We start from the raw sequence: 20150 nt of genomic DNA, 5'->3' as shown, positions 1-20150 counted from the left end.
CCGTCAGCCCGCGTTGCGGGCCGTTGCGTCGGTAATCACCTGGTCATCGGCTTTCAACTCGCCCGATTTTACCACGGTATGCTGGCCGTCGGTGGAACCGGTTTCGATGGCGACGGAGACCGGATTGTTGTTGCGCAGCACCCAGACCGTTCTTTTGGCCGTTGCCGCCGGGCTGGCGTCGCGGTTCTGCGAGCGGCCCATGCGCGGCGGGCGGAACAGGCTCATCAACCCGCCGCCACGGGAGGCGGATTCGCGCGGCGGCGTATAACGAAGCGCGGAATTCGGCACCAGCAGGGCATCCTTGATTTCCTCGACGATGATGTTGGCGGTCGCCGTCATGCCGGGGCGCAGCAGCAGTTCCTCATTGTCGACGGTCAATATGCCCTTGTAGGTCACCACGTTGGACACGGTTTCCGAGGCGAAGCGCACGGTTTCGATCTCGGCCGGAAAGCTGCGGTCGGGATAGGCATCGACGTTAAAATTGGCCTTCTGGCCGGTTTCGACCTTGCCGACATCCGCCTCATCCACCGAGACCTGCAGCTCCATGTGACGCAGATCGCCGGCGATGGTGAAGAGAACAGGGGCGTTGAGCGAGGAGGCGACGGTGGCGCCGGGATCGACGCTGCGGGTGAGAATGACGCCATCGATGGGCGAGACGATCTTGGCCTTGCCGAGATTGACCTCGGCAAGCCTCAGATCCGCTTCCGCCGAAAGCACGGTGGCCTCGTTGACTTCAAGCGTGGCCGCGGCGGCATCGTGGCTGAACTGCGCGGCGTCGAGATCCTGCTGGCTGGAAACGCGGTTCTGCACCAGTGATCTCAGACGCTCCATGGATGTCTTTGCCGAGCCGAGATCGGCGCGCGCTTTCAGCACATTGGCCTTGGCAGAGGCAAGCTTGGCGCGGGCGCTCTGCACGTCGGCTTCCAGCTTGTTGGTGTCGAGTTCGGCAAGGATATCGCCTGATTTGACCGGGCTATTATAGGTGACGTTGACCTTGCGCACCGTCCCGGACAATTCGCTCGATATATCGACCTGATCCGTCGGCTGAACCGAACCGGTGGAGGTGACGATGACGGAAAGATCGCCCTGACGCGCCGCTTCCGTGGTGTAGTTATAGGCAACGCCTGCTGCGCGGGATTGGTAATAATAGCCAAGTCCGCCGCCGATCAACACGATGGCTGCTGCGGCATAGAGATACCGGCGCGACTTCTTCTTCCTGCCGGACCTGTTCGTACCCAGAATCTCCCGCAGATCGGGCTGGCTGTTTTCCGTGTCGCGGCCATTGGTGTTGGCATCATTCATTCTCGTCACCCGCAAAATTCAAAATACCACAGGGGATTGTCGCCAACCCTGTTTTTCGGTCCGTCTGTCGCTGTTTGTGTTCCTCTGATTGTGGGAAGTGACATAGCTTGCCCAAAGGAGGAAGTGAAAACTTGGTAATATTTATGATAGCTCTGGTCTGGTAGATAGAAATCCGTAAAGGCCGATGCCATTGATGTGGCAGCGGTTTCAGCAGCGATAGTCAGGACGAAGATAGAATGAACGACAATGTGGTGAAGTTCCGCAAACCGGTGCCGCCGAAGAAGCCACGCGAACCGCTGGGACCGAAAGCCAGGAAGGCTTTGACGATTGCGGTTGTCATCGCGTTTTTCGTGGCGGTGTGGGGGTATTTCACGTTTATGGGGCAGGGGTAGGCACATTGCAGCTTACAAGGGAGCGCGCATCAATTATAGTCCAGCCGCCCTCTTTTTTTGAACAAGGTACGTAACGAACGCAGAACACGCGCCAATCATGAACATTGCGTCTGCTTCGTCGACTTCGGCATCGCCCCTATCCAAGAGCGCATGACGGATGCCGCGTGAGTCACTGGCGAAGCCGTAAATTGATCCGAACCCGGATTTCAGCGCTGGATGCATCCCAAGCTTCTTTTCAATCTCCGTTAAGGCGGGACCAAGTGTGTTTGTCCTTGCTGCAATTGTTCTAGCAACAGACTCAACGGCGTGGATACTTTCTCTAATGGAATCTGCCCACGCGCCCGCAGTCAAATTGATCATAGCATTTCGCAAGTGGGAACGGGCGCCATCCATTCCGGCAGCTTTCAACTCATCGAGAGCTCTTTGAGCGGTTGCGCCTTCTTCTTCTGTGGCAAATGGAGCGATAGTGTCCCCGTCAACAACTCGATACGCGGCTCTGTGCATAGTCAATATCGCCGGCACAGCCATCTTGATATATTCGGGACATTGATGATGTCGTAGAACGTATTGTATGAACCCAAAAAACTTGAGGTAATCGTTATTGAATAACGTGCCTCGTAATTCCTCCAATGCAAGCTTCTTATATTCGTTAAATCTATCTATTGGTAGATTTAGACGGTCGACATGGTGATCGCGTAAGATTTCGTTCCATTTTCCTTCGAGCCAGTCTCCCCTAACTGAAACGATAGAATCGTGAAACAGCTGCCACATCTTCGCCTTTAGGCCGTCGGACACTTCCTTAAGTGCTAACTGAGATGGCAGCGGTGCCGCACCCTCTGCCTGCTCAAAAGTCAGCTCTTTGCGATACGAAAATTCATTTTCCACGTATGGCCTCGCGTAGGTCCGCTCTGTGTTTGGTGCTAAAAAGCCTCCCCCGCGCGAGCAGGAGAGGCTTCTGCATTACAGGCCGAGCCAGCCAAGGATCAAAGCCACACTGACCTTTAGGTCAAGCTTCAACCGAAACGACCGTTCGGACTGACTGGCTTCGAGAAGCAAAGACGCATCCATAAGGAGCTCCAATATCTCAGGGCGAAGTCTTGGGTAACCGCGTATCGCCCGCCAGACTTTTTGAGGGTGTTTCCAGTTTGAACAGCCAGGTTGCCCCCTCATGCGCGGCTGTCTCTAGTCGTAATCAGAGATGGTTGTCGGCACCGATTCGTGCAAGTGGAAAATCATCAAAAAGTTGCACCGCCAGAACGCCCACAGAGCGAATTCTGCAAACTGCGGCAGAAAATTGCAAACTGCCGATTTGGGAAATGTAGCTAAGCGCTTGAAATAATTGGCGACCCCTGCAGGACTCGAACCTGCGACCTACTGCTTAGAAGGCAGTTGCTCTATCCAGTTGAGCTAAGGGGCCGTCATGCCGGGCAATCGATGCTCCGGCAAAAACTTTGATCGTCCTGTTTCAGTGCGTCCAGGGCTGGGTGCGGTTGAAACGGAAATTGTCGGTGTAGGAAACCACCTTGCGTGTCGCTTCCTTCGGCTGAATGACGCGATATTCGATGCCCTTGCGCTGTGCGTAGGCTTCGGCCTGTTCCTGCGTTTCGAATGTCAGCTTGACCTGCTGCTTCATGTCGGAACTGGAGGTGTAACCCATGATCGGATCGATCTTGCGCGGAACCTCGGCGTCGAATTCCAGAACCCAGACATTGGTCTTCGCCTTGCCGGATTGCATGGCGGTTTTTGCAGGGCGGTAAATCTTCGCAGACATGTCGAAACTGCTCCGGTTGGGCGGTGGGGCGTAGCACCCCGGATTACTATTCACGTACCTGAATAGAATAACCAAATCGTGTCAGGAACGCTGAATTTGAAATGGACCGACTTCATGTGAGAGTCAAGACGATTATCCCGCGCTTTCCTTTCGCGCTCTTGCCACGCAGGCACCAGGTTTTGCCGATGGGGATAATGGCTGAACAAAGATGAATTTCCCTGTTGCGGAGTTTGGGTGAACCGTGTATTCCCCAGCCATCGCCTCGGCGGAGTGTAGCGCAGTCTGGTAGCGCATCTGGTTTGGGACCAGAGGGTCGGGAGTTCGAATCTCTCCACTCCGACCATTTTAAAGCAAGACATGAACTCGCCGGCGTAACCTCTTCAAACAAGCTTCTGTTCAGTCTGCTGATGGCCCGGCAAGGGTACTTTCGGCCGTGCCGATCGTCATGACATTGCCGCGCCAGGCCACCGCACTGCCGACCCAGCTGCGCACCCAGACAAATGGCATGATCACATCCCGCGCGATCATCGCCGGCAGGGTATGGAGAGATATCGGCCATCCATTGAGGGCTGTCAGCACCAGTTCCGGGCCGTATATGAGGGTAAGGACGGCAAGAGTGGTGAGCGTGAGGTCGGCATCGACAGCGATGGCGGCTGCGAGCGCGAAGAGAAGCGGGGGAAGTGCGCCGGTGAGGATTTCCGGGGCGAAATATTGCGGGAAGGTCACGCGTCGCAGCCGCGCCCAGCGGGTCTGGCGCGACCAGATCTCTCCGGCATGACGCTGGCCGAGTGGCTGCTCGAAGGGGGCCGAGACCAGGTGCACCTTGCGGCCGGCATTTCTGACCAGCTTGGTCGAGGCGGCGTCCTCGGCAATTTCGGCGGCGAGCGCGCGAATGCCGCCATGTTCCTCCAGAAACGGTTTGTTCCACAACATCGATTTGCCCTGTGCAAAACCCATGCCGATCGCTTCCGCCGCATATTGCCAGCGGGCCTGCGAGCCGTTGAGGAAGGCGCATTCCACATGCGCCCAGAAACCTGCCGGCCGGGAGCCGAGCGGCGGCGAGCAGACGAGCCCGCTATCCCGCCGCCAGGCCGAGATCATGGTCGCGATATAGGATTTCGGCATCAGCACGTTCGAATCGGCCAGAATGACCCATTCGTGGCGGGCGGCGCGCCAGCCCTTGACGCAATTATTCAGTTTCGGATTGGCGCTGATGCGGTCGTCGCCGATCAGCAATTGTGCGGAGACTGTGGGGGAGGCGGCGCTTGCCTTTCGCACTTCCTCGATCACGGGATCGAATTCGTCGGCGACGCAGAACAGCAGTTCATAGTCCGGCCAGTCGAGCTCGAAGGCCCGGGAGAGTGTCAGGGGTGTGAAGTTTTCGACGCCGCGCAGCGGGACCACCAGTGAGACCGGCGGTCTCTGTCGCACGAGTTCGTTTTCAACGTCCCGTCTTGTCAGGCGCCAGCCGGCGAGAACAATGCCGAGAAGATTGAAGGCGAGGAGCAGAATTGCGCAAAGGGCAAAAACAGTTTCCATGCTGGCCAGTCCCACTCCCAAGCTTTCGGCGGTCTGTCCGCCAACCGATTCCATGGAATTCGTTCCTGCCGATTATAACGTTTGAGTGACAGTTACATGTCATCATCGACAGGCGGGCAGGGTGCGGGTGCGGGAAACGGCACCACAGCGCCGGTCCGGCGGCAAAGAAAAGCCCTCCGTCGAGAAGGGCCCAGTCATCATCAGTGCCAATGAACTTTAGTGGATGTTCAGGATATGCGCGTGACTGCTTGCGACGAGAAACGATTCCCGCGCCTTTTCGATGTCGCACCTGCCGGCGATAGCATCGAGGCAGTTCCTGCGTGCTTCCTCATATTCCGGGCCGTGTTCCTCGGGCCAGCGGTACATCAGCATGTCCAGCGCCACCAGGGGGCTGTAAATCTCCACGGCGACGCAGAGCGGCAGATGGATCGCCACCGGCTTCATCCACGAGGCGTGGTGACACGGCTCCGTTCTGTTTATCAGCATGTCATTCTCCTCCCTGTTTCATGTGCCTTGAAGGCCGTTTTCTCTCCCATGCGCGAAATGCCCGCCTCACGAAATGGTTCCCGATCACCTAAAATGTGATCGGTCAGGGGGTTCCAATTTTCCAAGATGAATGGAAGATGAACGAAATGATGAACCGGAGATGAACAAAACCGCTATTGGCGCGTTGTAAAGTCCATAAGAAGGAGAACGCAGATGTTCAATTTGTCAGGTATTCAGGAAAGCTTCTTCGGCGACCGCATGGCTGGCGTGTGCCAGGCGATCACGTCGGCGCTGGCCTTTGAAACGGGACTTGAGAAGTCGCGGATTTCCGCAATCGTCGAAAATGACGTGATCTATCTGGAAGGCACGGCTGATTCGGTCGAGGCGATCGATATCGCCATCAATCTTGCCGCCTCCATCTCCAATTGCCGCATTTTGAGCCATATCGAGCCGGTTTATTAATATCCTGCAAGCCGGGCGAGGTGTCGTCCGGCTTTTTCAGATATATTAACGCGGCAACATCATTTCCGGTTGCCGATCTGGGCACTGCGGACCATGTCCCCCGGCTTGATGCCAAAACGCCTGGCAGTGCCGCCATTCAGTTCAAGCACGAATTTTATCGCCCCGCGGGAGCTGATGATCGCTTCCGAGTGGGGGACGGCGTTTTCGTGGATATGGGTGATGCGCCCGTCCCGGACGATGAACAGCATATCGAGCGGAATGAGGGTGTTCCTCATCCACATGGCCACGTCCCGCTCATTGCCAAAGTCGAACAGCATGCCGTTTTCAAGCGGCATGGATTTGCGGAACATCAGGCCCTGCTCGCGCTGGGCATTATTGAGGGCGAGTTCCGCAACGAAGTCGTGGTTTTTGCCGGACGCGGTTTCAATTGTCAGGGGCTCGGAGGCAAAGGTCTGCTGCTGAGCCTGCGCGACGCCTGCGAGTGTGAAAAAAAGAAGCGCCATAACGGCGCTTTTCGCAATCTTTCCCAATATCGCGGCCATCAGTGCGACATCCCGACCGAGACAGGGTTGTCCGGGTGGATTTCCGCCGCCATCAAACCCTTGTCGCCATCGCCATAACGCACCAGCACCACCTGGCCGGGGCGCAGTTCCGTCAGGCCAAAACGGCGCAGCGTTTCCATATGCACGAAAATATCTTCCGTTCCTTCACCACGCGTCAAAAAGCCGAAACCCTTGGTGCGGTTGAACCACTTGACGATGGCGCGCTCCAGCCCGCTTGAAGGCGTGACCTGCACATGGGTGCGCACCGGCGGCAGCTGCGAAGGGTGAACGGCGGTCGACTGATCCATCGACAGGATGCGGAAGGCCTGAAAACCGCGGTCACGCCGCTGGATGAGCGCGACGATGCGCGTGCCTTCCAGAATGGTCTGGTATCCGTCGCGGCGCAGGCAGGAGACATGCAGCAGCACATCCTGAATGCCGTTATCAGGCACGATGAAGCCGAAACCCTTGGCGACATCGAACCATTTCACGACGCCGGTGATCTCGGTCAGGTCGACGGCATCGCCCGAAAGGTCCTCGACATCGACTATCGTTTTCGATGACATCCTATCAGCCATATCCTGCCAACCCCTCGATTACGCGCCATACACCGGTCAACTGATTCCTGTGTACCAGATTAACATCTTGGTAACGGTTCCACGCAAGCCCTAGTTTTTGATTTGCGCAGCTGCTTTTATGTCGCCGTCCTTGTCCGGGGCTTGCCATCATGCGTTTAACGGCCCCCGACCCGTGTATTGGAGAGTAAGAAAATGCGGTATCTGCACACAATGGTTCGCGTCAAAGACCTTGGCGAATCAATGAAATTCTATTGCGACCTCATGGGTCTCGAGGAAATACGCCGAATCGAAAACGAAAAAGGCCGATTCACTCTGGTTTTTCTTGCGGCACGTGATGACATTGCTGCGGCAAAGGAAAAAAAGGCCCCGAGCCTCGAGCTCACCTATAATTGGGACACGGAAGACTACACAGGCGGACGCAATTTCGGCCATCTGGCCTACGAGGTCGACAATATTTACGATTTCTGTGCCCGTCTTCAGGAAAATGGCGTCGTGATCAACCGGCCGCCACGGGACGGTCACATGGCCTTTGTCCGTTCGCCGGATGGCATTTCATTCGAAATCCTGCAGAAAGGCGAAAGCCTCGCACCAGCCGAACCGTGGATATCTATGCAGAATACCGGTTCCTGGTAGGGATATTCCCGGCCAACAGCGGCGTTTTCGGGCGCTCTTGCCTTGTCCGGATGGGATGAGGCATAGTCCGCGAATCGAAACGGCCTGTCCCGTTTTGGGAAAGCACACGCGCCCGTTCCCGTGCTGCTGTTGGAAATGCAAGATACGGAGGCCACTCATGAAAGCTGCAGACGGCGCGAAAGGGCGCGTTTCCTGTCAGCGTCTTGTTATTGCCGTTTCGCTGCTCGGGCTTTCCGGGTGCGTTTCCGCCGTGACCGATGACGAGTTGGCCGCCAATAACAAGAAGCCGGAGATTGCCGCACAGCAGAAGCCGCAAACGACCGCCGCCACGTCGGCGGCCGGCACGCAGCAGGGACATTATGTGGATCCCGCCGTGGCATCGGCGGCCGGCGCTTCGGTGCCGGCCCAGCCTCAGGCGCCGGGTGGCCCGGCGCAGGGTTACGGCGCAGCCGCCGATATTGGCGGACTGACGACGCAGCCGACCGCGATTTCCGCCGGGACATCCAGCATCTATTCCACCGCACCTGCCGTTGCGGCGGGAGCCGGGGCCCCGGGTGTCGCTGCCACCGGCGCGCCATCCCAGAAAATCATTCCCGCCGTCAGCAGCGTTTATTCGGCACCCATGCAGGCGGCGCAGCCGCAGCCCGTTGCAGCGCCGGTTCAGGTTCCCGCCGGGCAGGTCCCAGCGGAACAGCACAGCGAAAACCGTCAGGCGGTGCCGGTGCCGCAGGCAGCATCTGAACAGCTTGCTGCTGCATCTCCCGCACAGCCAGCCGGTGAAAGCGGGCAGGAAGACGAGGGCAAGGGCGTGACGCTTGCGGCGTTTTTCGCCGGCGCAGCCAAGAAGCGTCTGCCGAAAATGATTGAAAGCGGTTCTGCGGAGAACACGCAGGTTGCAGCGCTGCCGGGAGCGGCGGACAGGACAATGGGCATTGCGCTTTCAGGCCGCTCGATGATGTCCGATGAGTTCGATGATGCACATCTCGAAGACGAGGAAGATCAACCGACCGGCCTGATGAAGCTTGCGTCGCTTTCCGGTCTCACCCGTGTTTCCCCGAACGGGCTTTTCCTGCAGACGGATCATGTCGAAGTCGGTTGTTTCAAGCCGGAACTCGTGCGGATGATCAAGGATGTCGAGCGTCATTATAACAGCCCGGCCATCGTCACCTCGGGCTATCGTCCGCCAAAGGGCATAAGGCAGGGATCCAAGCATTATACCTGCGATGCTGCCGATATTCAGATCAAGGGCGTCTCCAAATGGGAGCTTGCAACCTATCTGCGTTCCCTGCCGGAGCGCGGTGGTGTCGGCACCTATTGCCATACCGAATCGGTGCACATGGACACGGGTGAACCGAGAGACTGGAACTGGCGCTGCCGCCGCACCGCCGCGCGCAAATAATTTCCAGCCAGTTCTTGATGATTAGGGAATCCGGGGCGTTGCGCCCCTGAGATTCGTTTAGGATCTCTCTATGCAGACACCCTCTCGCCTCCGAATGGACGTGTGGCACGCCATGCTGTAGGAGACGGTTTCCCATCTCCATGCTTATGGTGTCCTGCGAATGCTGCCGATTTCCACTTTTCCCGTCTACATCATCTCCATCGCCAGAGCCCGCGCACGGCTGGAAAAAATGTTGAACGGCGCTTCGGGCCTCGGGCTGGATTTGCGTCCGGTCGAGGGTGTCGACGGCAAGACCATTCCACCCGCCGAATGGACGGACTTTAACCGGCGTGGTTTTGAACTGCGTAACGGCCGCCACGCCTTGCCCGGCGAGTATGGCTGCTACGCCAGCCATATAAAGGCGCTGGAGATTTTCCTGGCGAGCGACGCGCCGATGGCGGTAATCGTCGAGGACGATGTCGCCTTTACCCCGGACTTTTCCGAGCGGGTCAAAGCCGTGGCTGCGATCATGCCGAAAAATTCGATCGTTAAACTGACCAATCACCGCCGCAGCGGCTTCAAGGGCAGGAAGACCAGCGCTCTCGGGGATACGTTCGGGCGCTGCATCTATGGCCCGCAGGGATCGTCAGCCTGCTATATCATCTCACGCGGCGGTGCCGAACGTTTCCTGAAGGCCGCAAGGGTGATGACGCTGCCCTTCGACCGGGCGCTGGAGTGCGGCTGGGGTTATGGCACGCATGTCTATGTGACCGAAAAGGATTTCCTGCCCTTTGGCGATCCGGACACGCTGGTTGGAACGCGCGCCGAATATCGCGGCAGCAAATTTGCCCGGTTCAAGCGGGTGCCGGCTTATCTCTCCAGTTTTTACGACAATATTGCGCGGTATGTTTATGCCTATCGCTAGCCGCGATCATGACGGTATGTCGGCTCGCTGTCCGATAACGGCGCAATGGGGAGATTGATATTCCGTACCCGGCAAAGAGAAGGTGCGGTTATTTTTACCTCAACAAAACGCAAGGATGCTGTTTTCCAATCTGTTGCAGATCGGAGGCATACGCGACAAGAAGTCATCTAAGCTATTGATAAATCGACGGTTGAGGTGGTGAGAGCGCAGGGATTCGAACCCTGGACCTACTGATTAAAAGTCAGGATAGTCCGTTGATAAGATATTGTATTTAATTTGTTATTTTAAATGAGGATTTGAGTGTGTGTAAAAATGTGCGTGCGAGTGTGCGTCTGGCGGGTCAAATTGGCGCTTCGCTGTTACGAAATGTGATCAGAATATTTGACCGTCTCTGCCGGATGTAAAAGCTGCCATGAGGTTGGCATCCGCTGAAGTGCCGCCTCCGCCCATCATAAGCGTGAAGCCCTGTTCACCGAGATATTTGAGCTCCGCCAGTCGCTCATCGGCGTGAGTAACGACATGACCAGCGCCTGTCGCAATAAGGCGAATATTCTCAAGAAGGTTGTCAAAGGCCATACCTTCAACAAACTGTGCGATCTCCATCGAAGCAAAACCTAAATCATCAAGGAAGCCAGGGGATGGCAGGCTAACTTTAAGAGCCGCTGTACCCACAACAGGACCCTTGCTCGAATTAACGCTGACGAATGTATGCAGATGATCGGTTGGTGATCTAAGAGTAACGTGGCTGATAGAAAAGTGAGGGTGAGGCGAATCTGATAGGCCGTACTGCTGAAGGGTCTTGCTTAGCTTGCTACGCCCACTGCAAATGAAATCAAACTCACTGTCAAATATGTGTTTAGCGTCCTCCCTGAGGAAGGCGCTCAAGGTAAAAGGCTCATCTCTGGGAATCTGGCCATCCGCCTGCATTTGGAGAAAGGCTTTTCCATAAAAGACCAGTTCAACCAGATAGCGAGCAAGCGTCATTTGCTTAACTTCTCGCACCTCTTCAAAGCTGTGAATACGAATCAGCGGCAAATCGGCCTGTTTGCAAATTGAGTTTTTGAGTTCGTCATTTGCCGTATTGTGGCCGGGCCCATCGAATTCAATCACCACGACCGGCATTTGATCTTCATCGATCAAAACAAAGTCAAAGTGGGACTGAAGCGCATAAGTGCCTTGGTGGGAGCTGCTTAGTTTTTTGATATCGACGATATCCGCAACCCGGACTTTCTCCTGTAACTGAGCGCCGTGCCGCTCCGTGACCGGGCGTATTTGCTGCTGCAAGCGATTTTCGCTGTGATTGCGGAATTTGCGAAGCATGTACGTTTGCTCCTCGTCGGCTTTTATTCTTTGTTTCCAACAGATATCAAGTAGCGTGAACAGCCACTTTCAGAATGCTTCTTTGAGCGTCTAATTACATCGGTCTGATTCATGGTTCAATTATACATCAATCCTCGAAAACGATCCATGTGAGTTTGCATGCCGATGACGGCCCTAAGCCTTTTCTGGAGGCGGTCCCACCGGGAATGTCCACTCCCAACCGGTTTTTTGTCGTAATTTATCTAATTGCTTTTGTAGGCGATCATAGATGATTTCGTTCAGGCATTTAACAAGATCGCTCCATTCAAGCCGTCCCCCGACGTGAAATCCCATGCTTGCATTTAGTTTTAGATCGAATTGCCCATTTTGGAAGGTTATTAGCAGTTCGCTGCCGAGCGAATGGTGGTTCCCATTATGGGCAAAGCGTTGATTGCGCAGTTCCAGAATGTGATCATGCACCGTACGCAGATGAGGGGGCAGGTCCTTACGGGCGATACCGATTTCCTTGAGGCGGGAATAAGTAACAACGAAGGCCGACGTCAGCATTTCGTGCTCCAGAATCGATGGCATCGAAACTTCAAAGGGGCATTTGGAAAGTCGGTCATGGATATGTTGGAGGCTGGCAACTGTAAGGATCGCATTTGAAAATCTCATTAAGCCTTTGAGGTTTTCATCGACAACAGTTAAGCGCGCCGCTCCTTCATCTCTTAGCACTTGGAAATGATCGCGCCACTCCGGTGGCAGAAATTGCACGGCCTCTTCACTTACGATGACATAGTCATCTAAATCTATTGAGTTCGTTTTCATGCTTGGCAGTTACTAGCAATAAGCTTCTGAACGTTGGACATGGCTTCTTTAAGTGTAACGGCGCGGGCGGGGTCTGCTTTATGGGCATCGTAAGCGCGACCTACCTCGTTTCGCAGCCAATTCTCGATACTTACATCAATCCTATTCGTCGGCAGTGTGACGCCACGTGGTACATTATTACGCATTGCGGAGGCCTCCATTAGTTTAAAGAGTGTCTCATGGTAGGCCGTGCTATCCTACACATTCTTGGCTGAAAATCTGTTGCGAGAAACAGACGGCATGCGTGGCGACGAGCTATAGGCTACCTGTTGACTCAGCAGCATCATACGGGCAGGATGCACTTGGCCTGAAGCATAGGCCGGTGTGCCCACCACGCGAAGCCTTGCAGTGCGTTATTATTGATCAAGACTGACACCGTTCCTTTGGACGGGTCCGGTCGGCAGTGGGCACCCGGTTGGATTCCGTTACAACAAGGAATGGATATCATGGCCATCGACACCCTCAAACCGCTTAAGATTGCAGCCAAGAGGCTGGCACGAAAGCGCCGTATTCAACATATCGCCGCTCTTGAAATCGTCGCGCGCGAAATGGGATACCCTCATTGGCGCGGACTCTCCGAAGCCCATAAAAAGGGCTGGGAACCAACGTCCGAGCAACTGGATAACCTGCCGGATTTGCTATCTGACCACGTGAATACCTCTTCTGCTGGTAACGCAAACGAGAGCATTGATCTAAACGTGTTTGGTGAGAGGCTTGCCTTTACCCGTTGGGTACCTGCCGACGTAAAACCAATGGAAGCTGACGAGATTTATGGCGAGCTTGACGGCCATAAATTCTATTTGACTGGAGACGAGTTCGAGGTGGCCTTTGGTTCGCAAGGCTGGGAGATCATCCTTGATCAGGCACCTTCAGCCAAGCCGGTGCTTAAGCGTCTGGGCGGACGCATCAAATCAGTGGATGCACTTGAGCCCGCCTTTATCGAGCTCGCTACCCAGTTGCTCATGGTCCGCGCGCGCCGGATGCATGCCGAGGTTTCTGCTGATTGGCCACGGCGTTCGACCATGCCGGACCAGCAGGGACGGGCGCTTCATCCTTTGGGAGGCGGTTTGTCGGCGGAGTGGCACTGCCTCCATTGCGACGGCGTGCATGATGGGTACGCCATGGCCAAAAACCTGTGGCACTGCACGGAATGCGGGGCGACGCCTATGGATATTTTCCCGACGCCGTTCTGGAACGAAGCTGTGCGGTCTGCCTAACAGGCTGATGAGAGGAAGGCGTAGACATCTGCGCCTTCCGTCCTTTTAGAATTAGTATTCTTCTGCCAGCATGATCGTAAGTACCCGCTTGGTGACAGCCGGATTAGCGGGATTCTCCGAACCGTATTGCAGGGTCTGGTCATAGTAGTCGATTTTCCAGAAGACATTATGCCCCTCGACGATGACCACGCCGAAGTCATGCTCCCCATGGGGGTCGTTGTCGGATGTGAACGCGTCAAATCTCTGCACTACCTCCACGATGCTAGATTGAATCGCATCAGGTAGGCTTTTAATGCCCGATGTCATAAGTACCTTACCGGTGAGCCAGGTCGTACGGAATATGTCATTCAGCTCGCGGATACGGTCGGTCTGTGTGGTTGTCATGGTTTTGTCCCTTGTCTTGGTTTCCTTAGTCGGACAGGGAAACAGGCCCCGTCCTGCTTCCCGGGGCCGCGTGAGCGGTGGGGTTGGAAGGGGACAACAGGGATTCGCGGGGAACCGGCTGCACGCAATGCAGCGCAGCGGAATGAAGGAAGCTGGGCGGAAGACCTGTTTGGGGGAGAGAAGGGGCGAAGCACCTCGGGCCCCATCCACAAGTAAAAACGACGGACGGCCCCGCTGCCAAGTTGTTCAAATATAACGCTTCGCGTTGACATTGAAATCAGCGAGAATGCTGAGAAGCAATTTATGGAGAGTTTGATGAAGTACGTTTTAGATACTAGCCTCAATGAGCGGGAAACGTACCTCTTGGGTTCGATCGTCTCGCAATGGGGATACCTTGAAGCAGATATTTTCGAACAGACTTTGCAGGCGTTAGCTGATGTCGAGCCGCTCCCCAAGGAAATGAATAACGCGAAATTTAGTCTGGTTCTCGATCTCTGGCTAAGAGAAGTCGCAGAAAAACAAGAAGGGGAACGGAGAGCTGTATTGATCGCTCAATACGAGCGAATCCGAGAGCTTTCTCAGTTCCGGCAAGCAGTTGTGCATTCACGGTGGGAATGGACGCCAGAAAAACCGGATGAAGTCGTAGCCGTGCGCGTGATAAAGAAAGAGATTATTCGAGCAAAATTCACAGTTCAAGATTTGGCAGATATGGCGGGAAGAGTAGGCGAAATCCGCTATTTGATAAGATATCCGGCTGGATTGGAGGATCGTGCAAAGGAGATGGCTGAAACTGGTTTTTTCGTAAGCCGCGGTGGATGGGAGCGCCTTTTTGGGGTTTCCGGGTCAGTAGAAGACGAAATGTCCTGAGTGTAAGCTAGTTGAATTCACCTTCATTTGTGTCGTTGGGTATGTCGGCCCACCAGTGATCTGCAACATCTGATGCGCCAATGAGACGCAGGAGTGCAGGGGCAGCAGGATCACGAATAAAAACATGATGTCTCGGAGCTAAGGGTGGTGGAAAGCCAATCTGGTTATTTATCGACAACAGAATGTCAGAGCACGCTTCCAGGGTCTGACCGACCAAACGGGCAAGCCACGGCTTCAGTGTGACAATATTCTCATTGTAGTGATGTTCGTCCAGCCAAGGGAAATCTCGGAAATATGGTGCGTTCGGATTTACGCAAAATCCTCGCTCAGTTGCATAAACGGAATCCGTCGATTTACCGTAATGGACAACGTGATCGCGGGCAGTTCGAACGGACTGGAAAAAAGGCGCATGCTTGACGTACATCTCAGCCATAACAGCAGGAATGCTGTATTTTTCCTGTATCTCTGCGGCGGTCCGCAATTTTTGGCCGTCCAAGACTATTTTAGAGAATGTCGCTTGCATGGGGCGCTGCTTGCGACTTTTCTCGAGCGCTGGATCGTCAATCCGAACGTGCTCAATCCAAAGATGAGCAATCATGGCCTGCAAAAGATCAAACATTGATCGAGCAATTACCAGGAGATGCTCAACTTCGGAATTAACGAAAGTGGTGAGGAGGTCTTTGCCGATAGCTTCCTGTGCGGAGTGGTAGTGTTCAAGTTTCGCGGCGATCGTCGCCATGAGGTGAATGTCTGTAGCAAGGCCAGACATTTCTCTCATTATGTTCGGCCAGCTAAGATGTTGCCAAACCAATTCTATAAAAGGGATGTAGACATCGTCTTTGTGTGCCGCAGCTTCCGCGAGATAGTCTGACCTCAGCACGCCCACGAGCGACAATTCCAAGAGGTTGCCGTCTTCAATAGGTGTCCACGTCTTCCAGCTCACCTTATCCCATAAAGGTATCAAGTAGACCTTTCGCCCACATAAATTTGAGGTGTCGATATGTGGCAATTCGTTCAAAGTAGTAAAAGGTTTATCCATGGCAACATGTCATTCACTGTTATATAGCGACGGTCTGCTTGATCACTCACGTTGTGGTATCTAGGCCAAACACCGATACATTTTCTCGGCCATTTACGTTGCTAAGACTGGTTGCTATCGTCTGTAAGGCTTGCACCAGTGCTGCAAACCCCAACCTCTTCGGACTGCTGGGTATTTGCCAGCTTTTCTTAGTTCCCGTATTTATCAGCAGGAGAATGCCGTTGCGGCGGCGTTGCGGATAGAGGTACTGACCCACCAATTGGGTCTCTAGTGCCTGTACTAACTCGCGGCCTGACCAATAATCGGCCTGCTTCACTTCGACGGCGACCTGGAAAGGACATGTTGCACCTGCAATGAAAATGTCCGGGCGCTTTTCCTGTCCGACATGGTTCTCCCGTGCGGTATGGAAAATCGTAGGGTTGCTATCGATAAGTTTGCTCATCACCGCGTTCCGCAATGCGTTCTCGTCGCGCACTTCCTTTTCAGCGACGATCTTGAGGATCTCGGCAATGGACGCATCGGCGTAGGTGAGATCATCCCGAACACGCTCCAACGCATTCGTAACCGCAGCGTGGAGCTGTTTGCCGTTCTTAATTGGTGCGAGGAAGCCCTTTTCGAAGGCTAACACTTCACTTACGTCCCATTCCTGCGGTTCACTGTCGCGCTCTAGCATCGCCTTGGCTTTCTTCAGGTACCAGCCATCGCCAGGGGCGTCGGTCTTGGCCAGGTCATACATTGCCATGTAGGCATCAAGACCAAGCTTGCCCTCAAGGGCAGAGAGCACAGCTCCCAACCCGTCTCGTGCATGATGAAATTCGGTGACTGATCCGCCTGAGTATTCAGGCTTTGGCAAAATACGATCGCCGATTTTGTAAAGGTCAGCGAGTTGCTGCACCTCCAGACGCGCGAGCACAGACACTGCAATTCCGCTGTGGTTGTTGTCGAACAGCGTAGAAAATACAGCAATCAGCAAGCTAACTCTATGGGCGTCCTTGGCTTTAGAGATGCTGCTGAAAAGAGCTTCCACACCCTCTGGTAGGTCGAGCGCCAAAAGTCCACCGATACAATGTGCCTGCCTCGGAATGTCCTTGCACGAAATTGCCGTATCCAATGCGGTTCGAAATGCTTTAGCGGCAAGACCGGTATTATGGGAAGCCAGATTGGACTTAAGCAGAATAGTGATGACCTGTCCCAGATGAGCGAGATTGTCCAGGAGGCCCACTTCGAGCACCTTCAGCAGGCAAGCGACGACGGGGGCAGGAACATCGGTGGTCTGACGAGCGTAGTAGTAGAGGAAGCTGTTATGTCCGTCCTTGCTGCTCAAATCTTTGGCCAGTTTTGCGGTAACGAGCGGCAAACCGATCTCGAGCCTGCGGTCAATAAGTCTCTGAAGCCAATCGCGGTGATAATCCCAGACACCAAGTGCAATCGCTTTTCGGGCCATGTCTTCCGGCAAAGCATCGAAAGCCGGAAGATTCTCACGGAACTCTAGATAGACGCCTGCTCGACCATATATCTGGTTCCATGTGTTGACTTCACTCTCTCTAACCTCAAGAGCACGCCAATGCTCACGCAGAATGTCTTCGTAGATTTTGCGAACCTCAGACGAGAAGAGGGAGTCGACGAGAGCAATGTCATCAATAAAGCGTTCATCAGCATGGTGTGTTTTTCGTTTCACCAGTTCAGATACGTGGTGCATATGGGTAAAACCCATTTTAGGGTCGCGTAAACGGGCTGGATCGGCCACGATGTCCCGTTGAAACTCAAGCCAGCTAGCGCGTGCTTTAAGTTTCTTTTTTTCTTCTTTCAGTTCCCAGTCGGCGTTTCTCCTCTCCAGTCGCTTGATGTCCGCGTCTTCTGGAGGAGGGGCCTGTAGTTCCGCCCAATACGCCTGCAATGCGCCGTCCGCTGAAATCGCATCTTCAATGCACTCTGCATCTGGGAGTCGCCTCTGTTGCGCGAGTTTCCATAGGGCGCTCAAGGCGATTTTCCTGTCGTCCAGGTGGATTGATTCATCCTTAAGGTCGGTGAAGAGCCACATTGCGTCGTTAGCGTTGAAATCCGCCAGCAAACGGAAAATCGAGTGTAACTGCCATACGGCCACGATATTGCGGTCGGTTTCAGCGTTTGTGCGGGCCTCATGTGCTTCCGCCCATAACAAGGCCCTTTTGGTGCGCGGCCTGTTGGCAACGATCTGGTGTAGAGGCTCTTCGTCCCGGTCGAAACTGTTACTTTGCCGGTCACTGCGCTGATACACGATCAGACAGCGGATTAGCTCGTCGGTTGGGTTGTCAACTGGATTGCGCTGAAGAAGGCCACGACACACCGATTCGATATGCCGAGCCAGAAAACGATACCGAGCGGAGATGCGATGGTAATCTGACGCATATGGCGGCTTGAGTGCCAGCGTTGCTATTCGCAGTGCGAATCCCGGCTTGTCTTGCTCTGGACACCGCTTCCATAGATCCCGGATTTCGTACCCGAATCCATCCACACGGCCTTTAGTTGGCGGTCGCGAATTCTCAATTACCTCAAAGAGCTGATCAAGAGTAAGGAACCGAGGATAGAGCAGCTTGGCGAACCAAGTCTGGTAAGAGGTCGTCATCTCCCGATAAGTTGCCATGTACTGCTCGGAGAATGCGTGCACCGCATCGTCATCTTCGAGCTCGATCATGCATTCAAGCGCCCACGGTCCTTGGTGGTGGTTTGCACAAGGAGAATCTAAAAGCTGGCGAACGGAAGGGAGACATCCTCTCAGCTTCCCCGACATAATCAATCGAATGAGATCACCGCGAAGGTCATACTCATAGTGGTCGGGCCAGATTTCAAGAATGGTGCCTTCAAGGCCGCTATCGGCGAACATCCAGAGCCGAGTGCCGTCGAGTTGATCATTGCTGATCCGGTGTTGGGCATGCAGGGCAGCGTAAGTATGCAGGAGCTCTTGTCGCGCTGAGATCGACAATGAGCCGGGGTCGCCATGCTGAATAAGAACCAGAGGTTCACGGGCGATAATGTCCTTTTGAAACCCATCGTCCAATACTGCGAGCCACGCAGCAGTCGCGCGTCGCGACGGGATGATGGTTTCCTGCCCGTAAAGACTGACGACGATCTGATCACGGATGACCGTGGGTGGACAGCCGTTGTCTAGCAGGTGTTTTAACCAGATTGCGGAAAGAAACTCCATCGCTTCTCGATGATGAAACTTGGAGCGTCCAAGGCTTGCGGGTGTAAACAGACCTCGGCGCAAAAGCGCGCTAACTTTAGGTTGGCTCCAATCCGGCAACAGCGCGAGAGGATCCAGCCACTCGGTGTTACCGTTACCGTCATCCTGTCCCGCACGAACGTAGAATGTCCTACCGAGGACCATGGCGGCCGCGATGCGGGCAGCGCCCAGACGAAGTTCGTCCAAAGATATGTCTTGAATACCTGGATGGTGTTGGCGGTCCTCGCGCAGGCGCATGTCGATTACAAAGCGGAGCATCTCGACACGTGTACCAAGGCGCTCGTCATTACTGTGCCAGTAGTCGACAAAGTCTAGTAAGTCCTTCGGCCTGCCTGCCAATGGCAAAAGACCGTTGCGATCAAGCTCGCGCGAAAAGGCGGCCGCGTTCCGAACTCCTTTGGCCTTGATAAAGGCAGTGCGTTGCTCGACATCGAGCTCCTCCAGAATGAAAGTTTGGAATTCGTGCACCTTGGCCGTAGCTGCTGCGGCCGTGTCCTTGTCCCCGCCACGAACCTCTAGCAAAGACACAAGCACCTGCTCGCGGGTAGTTTCTTCGCCCGGCGTGCGTGTCACTAGAGTCAGCTTGTCGTTCAAGAGTTTAAGGTCTTCTTTCCTATCCCAATCACTCCAACGGCAACTTATAACGATTGTGGCCCGTTCGGCGTGGCCGTGAATAGCCTTCTGCAGATTGCGTACACAGCGAGAAAAGCTCTTTTGGGTAAGACGCGCTTCATCAACCGAATCGAGGAAAAAATATCCTGCTTGGTCGGACGCCATCCATGCGGTGAACAGGGTCCCATCGCTCACATCGAGCGCGTCCTCTAGGCTTGAATTGTCGAGGTCCTCGACGGGAACAAAGACGGCAAACTGACCGTCTGCTTTCAGTTTTAGGACCTGTTGCCGAAACTCTTCTGTTTTGCCGTTGCCACCTTCGGCCAGAACCACGGCCCGGCGCGCATTAAGGACAATTTCCCATCCTTGCTCAACGGATTTCCCAAATGCATAGGCCATCTCGCGCTGAGACCGATATTCGGCCTCGTCTGCATTGACGGGTCTGAAATGGCGAGAGAGGGGAATATATTCTGACACGAGAGGGATGTACCTGCGGAGTAGGGCTTAATATGAGCTCCGCATATTATTGTTCATTTTTTGTTCTGACTAGTGGTTGCGACTAAGTTGAGTAGATAATCACAAAATAAAACACGCTCCGATAGCAAAGCGCGACCTAGTTTCGGACCCGCCAGGA

Annotated in this window: 18 protein-coding genes and 2 tRNA genes; 7 read left to right on the top strand and 13 right to left on the bottom strand. The window is 54.6% G+C overall.

Annotated features, from left to right (window positions below; translation table 11 throughout):
- Positions 1-3 precede the first annotated feature (3 nt).
- From FY152_07365 to FY152_07350, 4 genes are all read right to left on the bottom strand, one after another.
- Positions 4-1302, bottom strand: a complete 1299-nt coding sequence (locus FY152_07365) for an efflux RND transporter periplasmic adaptor subunit (protein UXS31911.1) — start codon at positions 1300-1302, stop codon at positions 4-6.
- A 425-nt stretch (positions 1303-1727) separates the two neighbouring features.
- Positions 1728-2579, bottom strand: a complete 852-nt coding sequence (locus FY152_07360) for a hypothetical protein (GenBank protein UXS31910.1) — start codon at positions 2577-2579, stop codon at positions 1728-1730.
- A 455-nt stretch (positions 2580-3034) separates the two neighbouring features.
- Positions 3035-3111: transfer RNA gene (locus tag FY152_07355), tRNA-Arg, on the bottom strand.
- Positions 3112-3159: 48 nt separating this feature from the next.
- Complete coding sequence (locus tag FY152_07350) at positions 3160-3465, bottom strand: ETC complex I subunit (protein ID UXS31909.1); 306 nt, start codon at positions 3463-3465, stop codon at positions 3160-3162.
- 266 nt (positions 3466-3731) lie between these two features.
- Here FY152_07350 and FY152_07345 point away from each other — a divergent pair.
- Positions 3732-3808: transfer RNA gene (locus tag FY152_07345), tRNA-Pro, on the top strand.
- 53 nt (positions 3809-3861) lie between these two features.
- Here the strand turns inward: FY152_07345 and FY152_07340 are convergent.
- Both FY152_07340 and FY152_07335 read right to left on the bottom strand, forming a co-directional pair.
- Positions 3862-5004, bottom strand: a complete 1143-nt coding sequence (locus tag FY152_07340; protein UXS31908.1) for a glycosyltransferase — start codon at positions 5002-5004, stop codon at positions 3862-3864.
- Positions 5005-5220: 216 nt separating this feature from the next.
- Positions 5221-5490, bottom strand: a complete 270-nt coding sequence (locus tag FY152_07335) for a DUF982 domain-containing protein (protein UXS31907.1) — start codon at positions 5488-5490, stop codon at positions 5221-5223.
- 213 nt (positions 5491-5703) lie between these two features.
- Here FY152_07335 and FY152_07330 point away from each other — a divergent pair, with 213 nt between their 5' ends.
- Entirely contained in the window at positions 5704-5952 is a 249-nt protein-coding gene (locus FY152_07330; protein UXS31906.1) for a BON domain-containing protein, read from the top strand.
- Between the two features lie 59 nt (positions 5953-6011).
- Here the strand turns inward: FY152_07330 and FY152_07325 are convergent, their stop codons facing one another.
- Positions 6012-6494 (bottom strand): DUF192 domain-containing protein, encoded by a 483-nt coding sequence (locus tag FY152_07325; protein ID UXS31905.1) that lies wholly within the window; start codon positions 6492-6494, stop codon positions 6012-6014.
- Entirely contained in the window at positions 6494-7072 is a 579-nt protein-coding gene (locus FY152_07320) for a cold shock domain-containing protein (GenBank protein UXS31904.1), read from the bottom strand. Before FY152_07320 ends, FY152_07325 begins: the two co-directional genes overlap by 1 nt.
- Before the next feature lie 192 nt (positions 7073-7264).
- Here FY152_07320 and FY152_07315 point away from each other — a divergent pair, with 192 nt between their 5' ends.
- The 3 genes from FY152_07315 (at position 7265) to FY152_07305 (ending at position 10008) form a co-directional block, all read left to right on the top strand.
- Positions 7265-7705 (top strand): lactoylglutathione lyase, encoded by a 441-nt coding sequence (locus FY152_07315; GenBank protein ID UXS31903.1) that lies wholly within the window; start codon positions 7265-7267, stop codon positions 7703-7705.
- A gap of 157 nt (positions 7706-7862) precedes the next feature.
- Positions 7863-9104 (top strand): DUF882 domain-containing protein, encoded by a 1242-nt coding sequence (locus tag FY152_07310; GenBank protein ID UXS31902.1) that lies wholly within the window; start codon positions 7863-7865, stop codon positions 9102-9104.
- 160 nt (positions 9105-9264) lie between these two features.
- Positions 9265-10008 carry a glycosyltransferase family 25 protein gene (locus FY152_07305; protein ID UXS31901.1) on the top strand — a complete coding sequence of 248 codons (744 nt, stop codon included), beginning with the start codon at positions 9265-9267 and terminating at the stop codon, positions 10006-10008.
- 372 nt (positions 10009-10380) lie between these two features.
- Here the strand turns inward: FY152_07305 and FY152_07300 are convergent, their stop codons facing one another.
- Together FY152_07300 and FY152_07295 are read right to left on the bottom strand one after the other, a co-directional pair.
- Positions 10381-11328: a DUF2726 domain-containing protein gene (locus FY152_07300; protein UXS31900.1), complete on the bottom strand. Its 948-nt coding sequence runs from the start codon at positions 11326-11328 to the stop codon at positions 10381-10383.
- A gap of 174 nt (positions 11329-11502) precedes the next feature.
- A complete protein-coding gene (locus tag FY152_07295; protein UXS31899.1) occupies positions 11503-12135 on the bottom strand; it encodes a hypothetical protein in 633 nt (210 codons plus the stop codon).
- A gap of 485 nt (positions 12136-12620) precedes the next feature.
- On the opposite strand from FY152_07295, the gene FY152_07290 reads away from it, so the two are divergent.
- Positions 12621-13391, top strand: coding sequence for a hypothetical protein (locus tag FY152_07290; protein ID UXS31898.1), 771 nt, complete (start codon positions 12621-12623; stop codon positions 13389-13391).
- Positions 13392-13442: 51 nt separating this feature from the next.
- Here FY152_07290 and FY152_07285 read toward each other — a convergent pair whose 3' ends face one another.
- The gene (locus FY152_07285; protein UXS31897.1) at positions 13443-13775 is read right to left on the bottom strand and encodes a DUF3768 domain-containing protein; all 333 of its coding nucleotides are present in this window, start codon (positions 13773-13775) and stop codon (positions 13443-13445) included.
- Positions 13776-14090: 315 nt separating this feature from the next.
- On the opposite strand from FY152_07285, the gene FY152_07280 reads away from it, so the two are divergent.
- Positions 14091-14642 (top strand): hypothetical protein, encoded by a 552-nt coding sequence (locus FY152_07280; GenBank protein UXS31896.1) that lies wholly within the window; start codon positions 14091-14093, stop codon positions 14640-14642.
- Positions 14643-14649: 7 nt separating this feature from the next.
- Here FY152_07280 and FY152_07275 read toward each other — a convergent pair whose 3' ends face one another.
- Together FY152_07275 and FY152_07270 are read right to left on the bottom strand one after the other, a co-directional pair.
- The gene (locus FY152_07275; protein UXS31895.1) at positions 14650-15681 is read right to left on the bottom strand and encodes a hypothetical protein; all 1032 of its coding nucleotides are present in this window, start codon (positions 15679-15681) and stop codon (positions 14650-14652) included.
- 46 nt (positions 15682-15727) lie between these two features.
- Positions 15728-19993, bottom strand: coding sequence for a hypothetical protein (locus tag FY152_07270; GenBank protein UXS31894.1), 4266 nt, complete (start codon positions 19991-19993; stop codon positions 15728-15730).
- Positions 19994-20150: the final 157 nt, after the last annotated feature.

Origin of the sequence: Agrobacterium tumefaciens (genome assembly GCA_025560025.1) — a bacterium.
Classification (GTDB): domain Bacteria; phylum Pseudomonadota; class Alphaproteobacteria; order Rhizobiales; family Rhizobiaceae; genus Agrobacterium.
This window is presented reverse-complemented; position numbering and strand designations above follow the sequence as displayed.

What these genes read in the sequence shown, in the direction of transcription:
- FY152_07365 (UXS31911.1), bottom strand. Translation starts at nt 1,302, where the DNA reads ATGAATGATGCCAACACCAATGGCCGCGACACGGAAAACAGCCAGCCC.
- FY152_07350 (UXS31909.1), bottom strand. Translation starts at nt 3,465, where the DNA reads ATGTCTGCGAAGATTTACCGCCCTGCAAAAACCGCCATGCAATCCGGC.
- FY152_07340 (UXS31908.1), bottom strand. Translation starts at nt 5,004, where the DNA reads ATGGAAACTGTTTTTGCCCTTTGCGCAATTCTGCTCCTCGCCTTCAAT.
- FY152_07335 (UXS31907.1), bottom strand. Translation starts at nt 5,490, where the DNA reads ATGCTGATAAACAGAACGGAGCCGTGTCACCACGCCTCGTGGATGAAG.
- FY152_07330 (UXS31906.1), top strand. Translation starts at nt 5,704, where the DNA reads ATGTTCAATTTGTCAGGTATTCAGGAAAGCTTCTTCGGCGACCGCATG.
- FY152_07325 (UXS31905.1), bottom strand. Translation starts at nt 6,494, where the DNA reads ATGGCCGCGATATTGGGAAAGATTGCGAAAAGCGCCGTTATGGCGCTT.
- FY152_07320 (UXS31904.1), bottom strand. Translation starts at nt 7,072, where the DNA reads ATGGCTGATAGGATGTCATCGAAAACGATAGTCGATGTCGAGGACCTT.
- FY152_07315 (UXS31903.1), top strand. Translation starts at nt 7,265, where the DNA reads ATGCGGTATCTGCACACAATGGTTCGCGTCAAAGACCTTGGCGAATCA.
- FY152_07310 (UXS31902.1), top strand. Translation starts at nt 7,863, where the DNA reads ATGAAAGCTGCAGACGGCGCGAAAGGGCGCGTTTCCTGTCAGCGTCTT.
- FY152_07305 (UXS31901.1), top strand. Translation starts at nt 9,265, where the DNA reads ATGCTGCCGATTTCCACTTTTCCCGTCTACATCATCTCCATCGCCAGA.
- FY152_07300 (UXS31900.1), bottom strand. Translation starts at nt 11,328, where the DNA reads ATGCTTCGCAAATTCCGCAATCACAGCGAAAATCGCTTGCAGCAGCAA.
- FY152_07295 (UXS31899.1), bottom strand. Translation starts at nt 12,135, where the DNA reads ATGAAAACGAACTCAATAGATTTAGATGACTATGTCATCGTAAGTGAA.
- FY152_07290 (UXS31898.1), top strand. Translation starts at nt 12,621, where the DNA reads ATGGCCATCGACACCCTCAAACCGCTTAAGATTGCAGCCAAGAGGCTG.
- FY152_07285 (UXS31897.1), bottom strand. Translation starts at nt 13,775, where the DNA reads ATGACAACCACACAGACCGACCGTATCCGCGAGCTGAATGACATATTC.
- FY152_07280 (UXS31896.1), top strand. Translation starts at nt 14,091, where the DNA reads ATGAAGTACGTTTTAGATACTAGCCTCAATGAGCGGGAAACGTACCTC.
- FY152_07275 (UXS31895.1), bottom strand. Translation starts at nt 15,681, where the DNA reads ATGGATAAACCTTTTACTACTTTGAACGAATTGCCACATATCGACACC.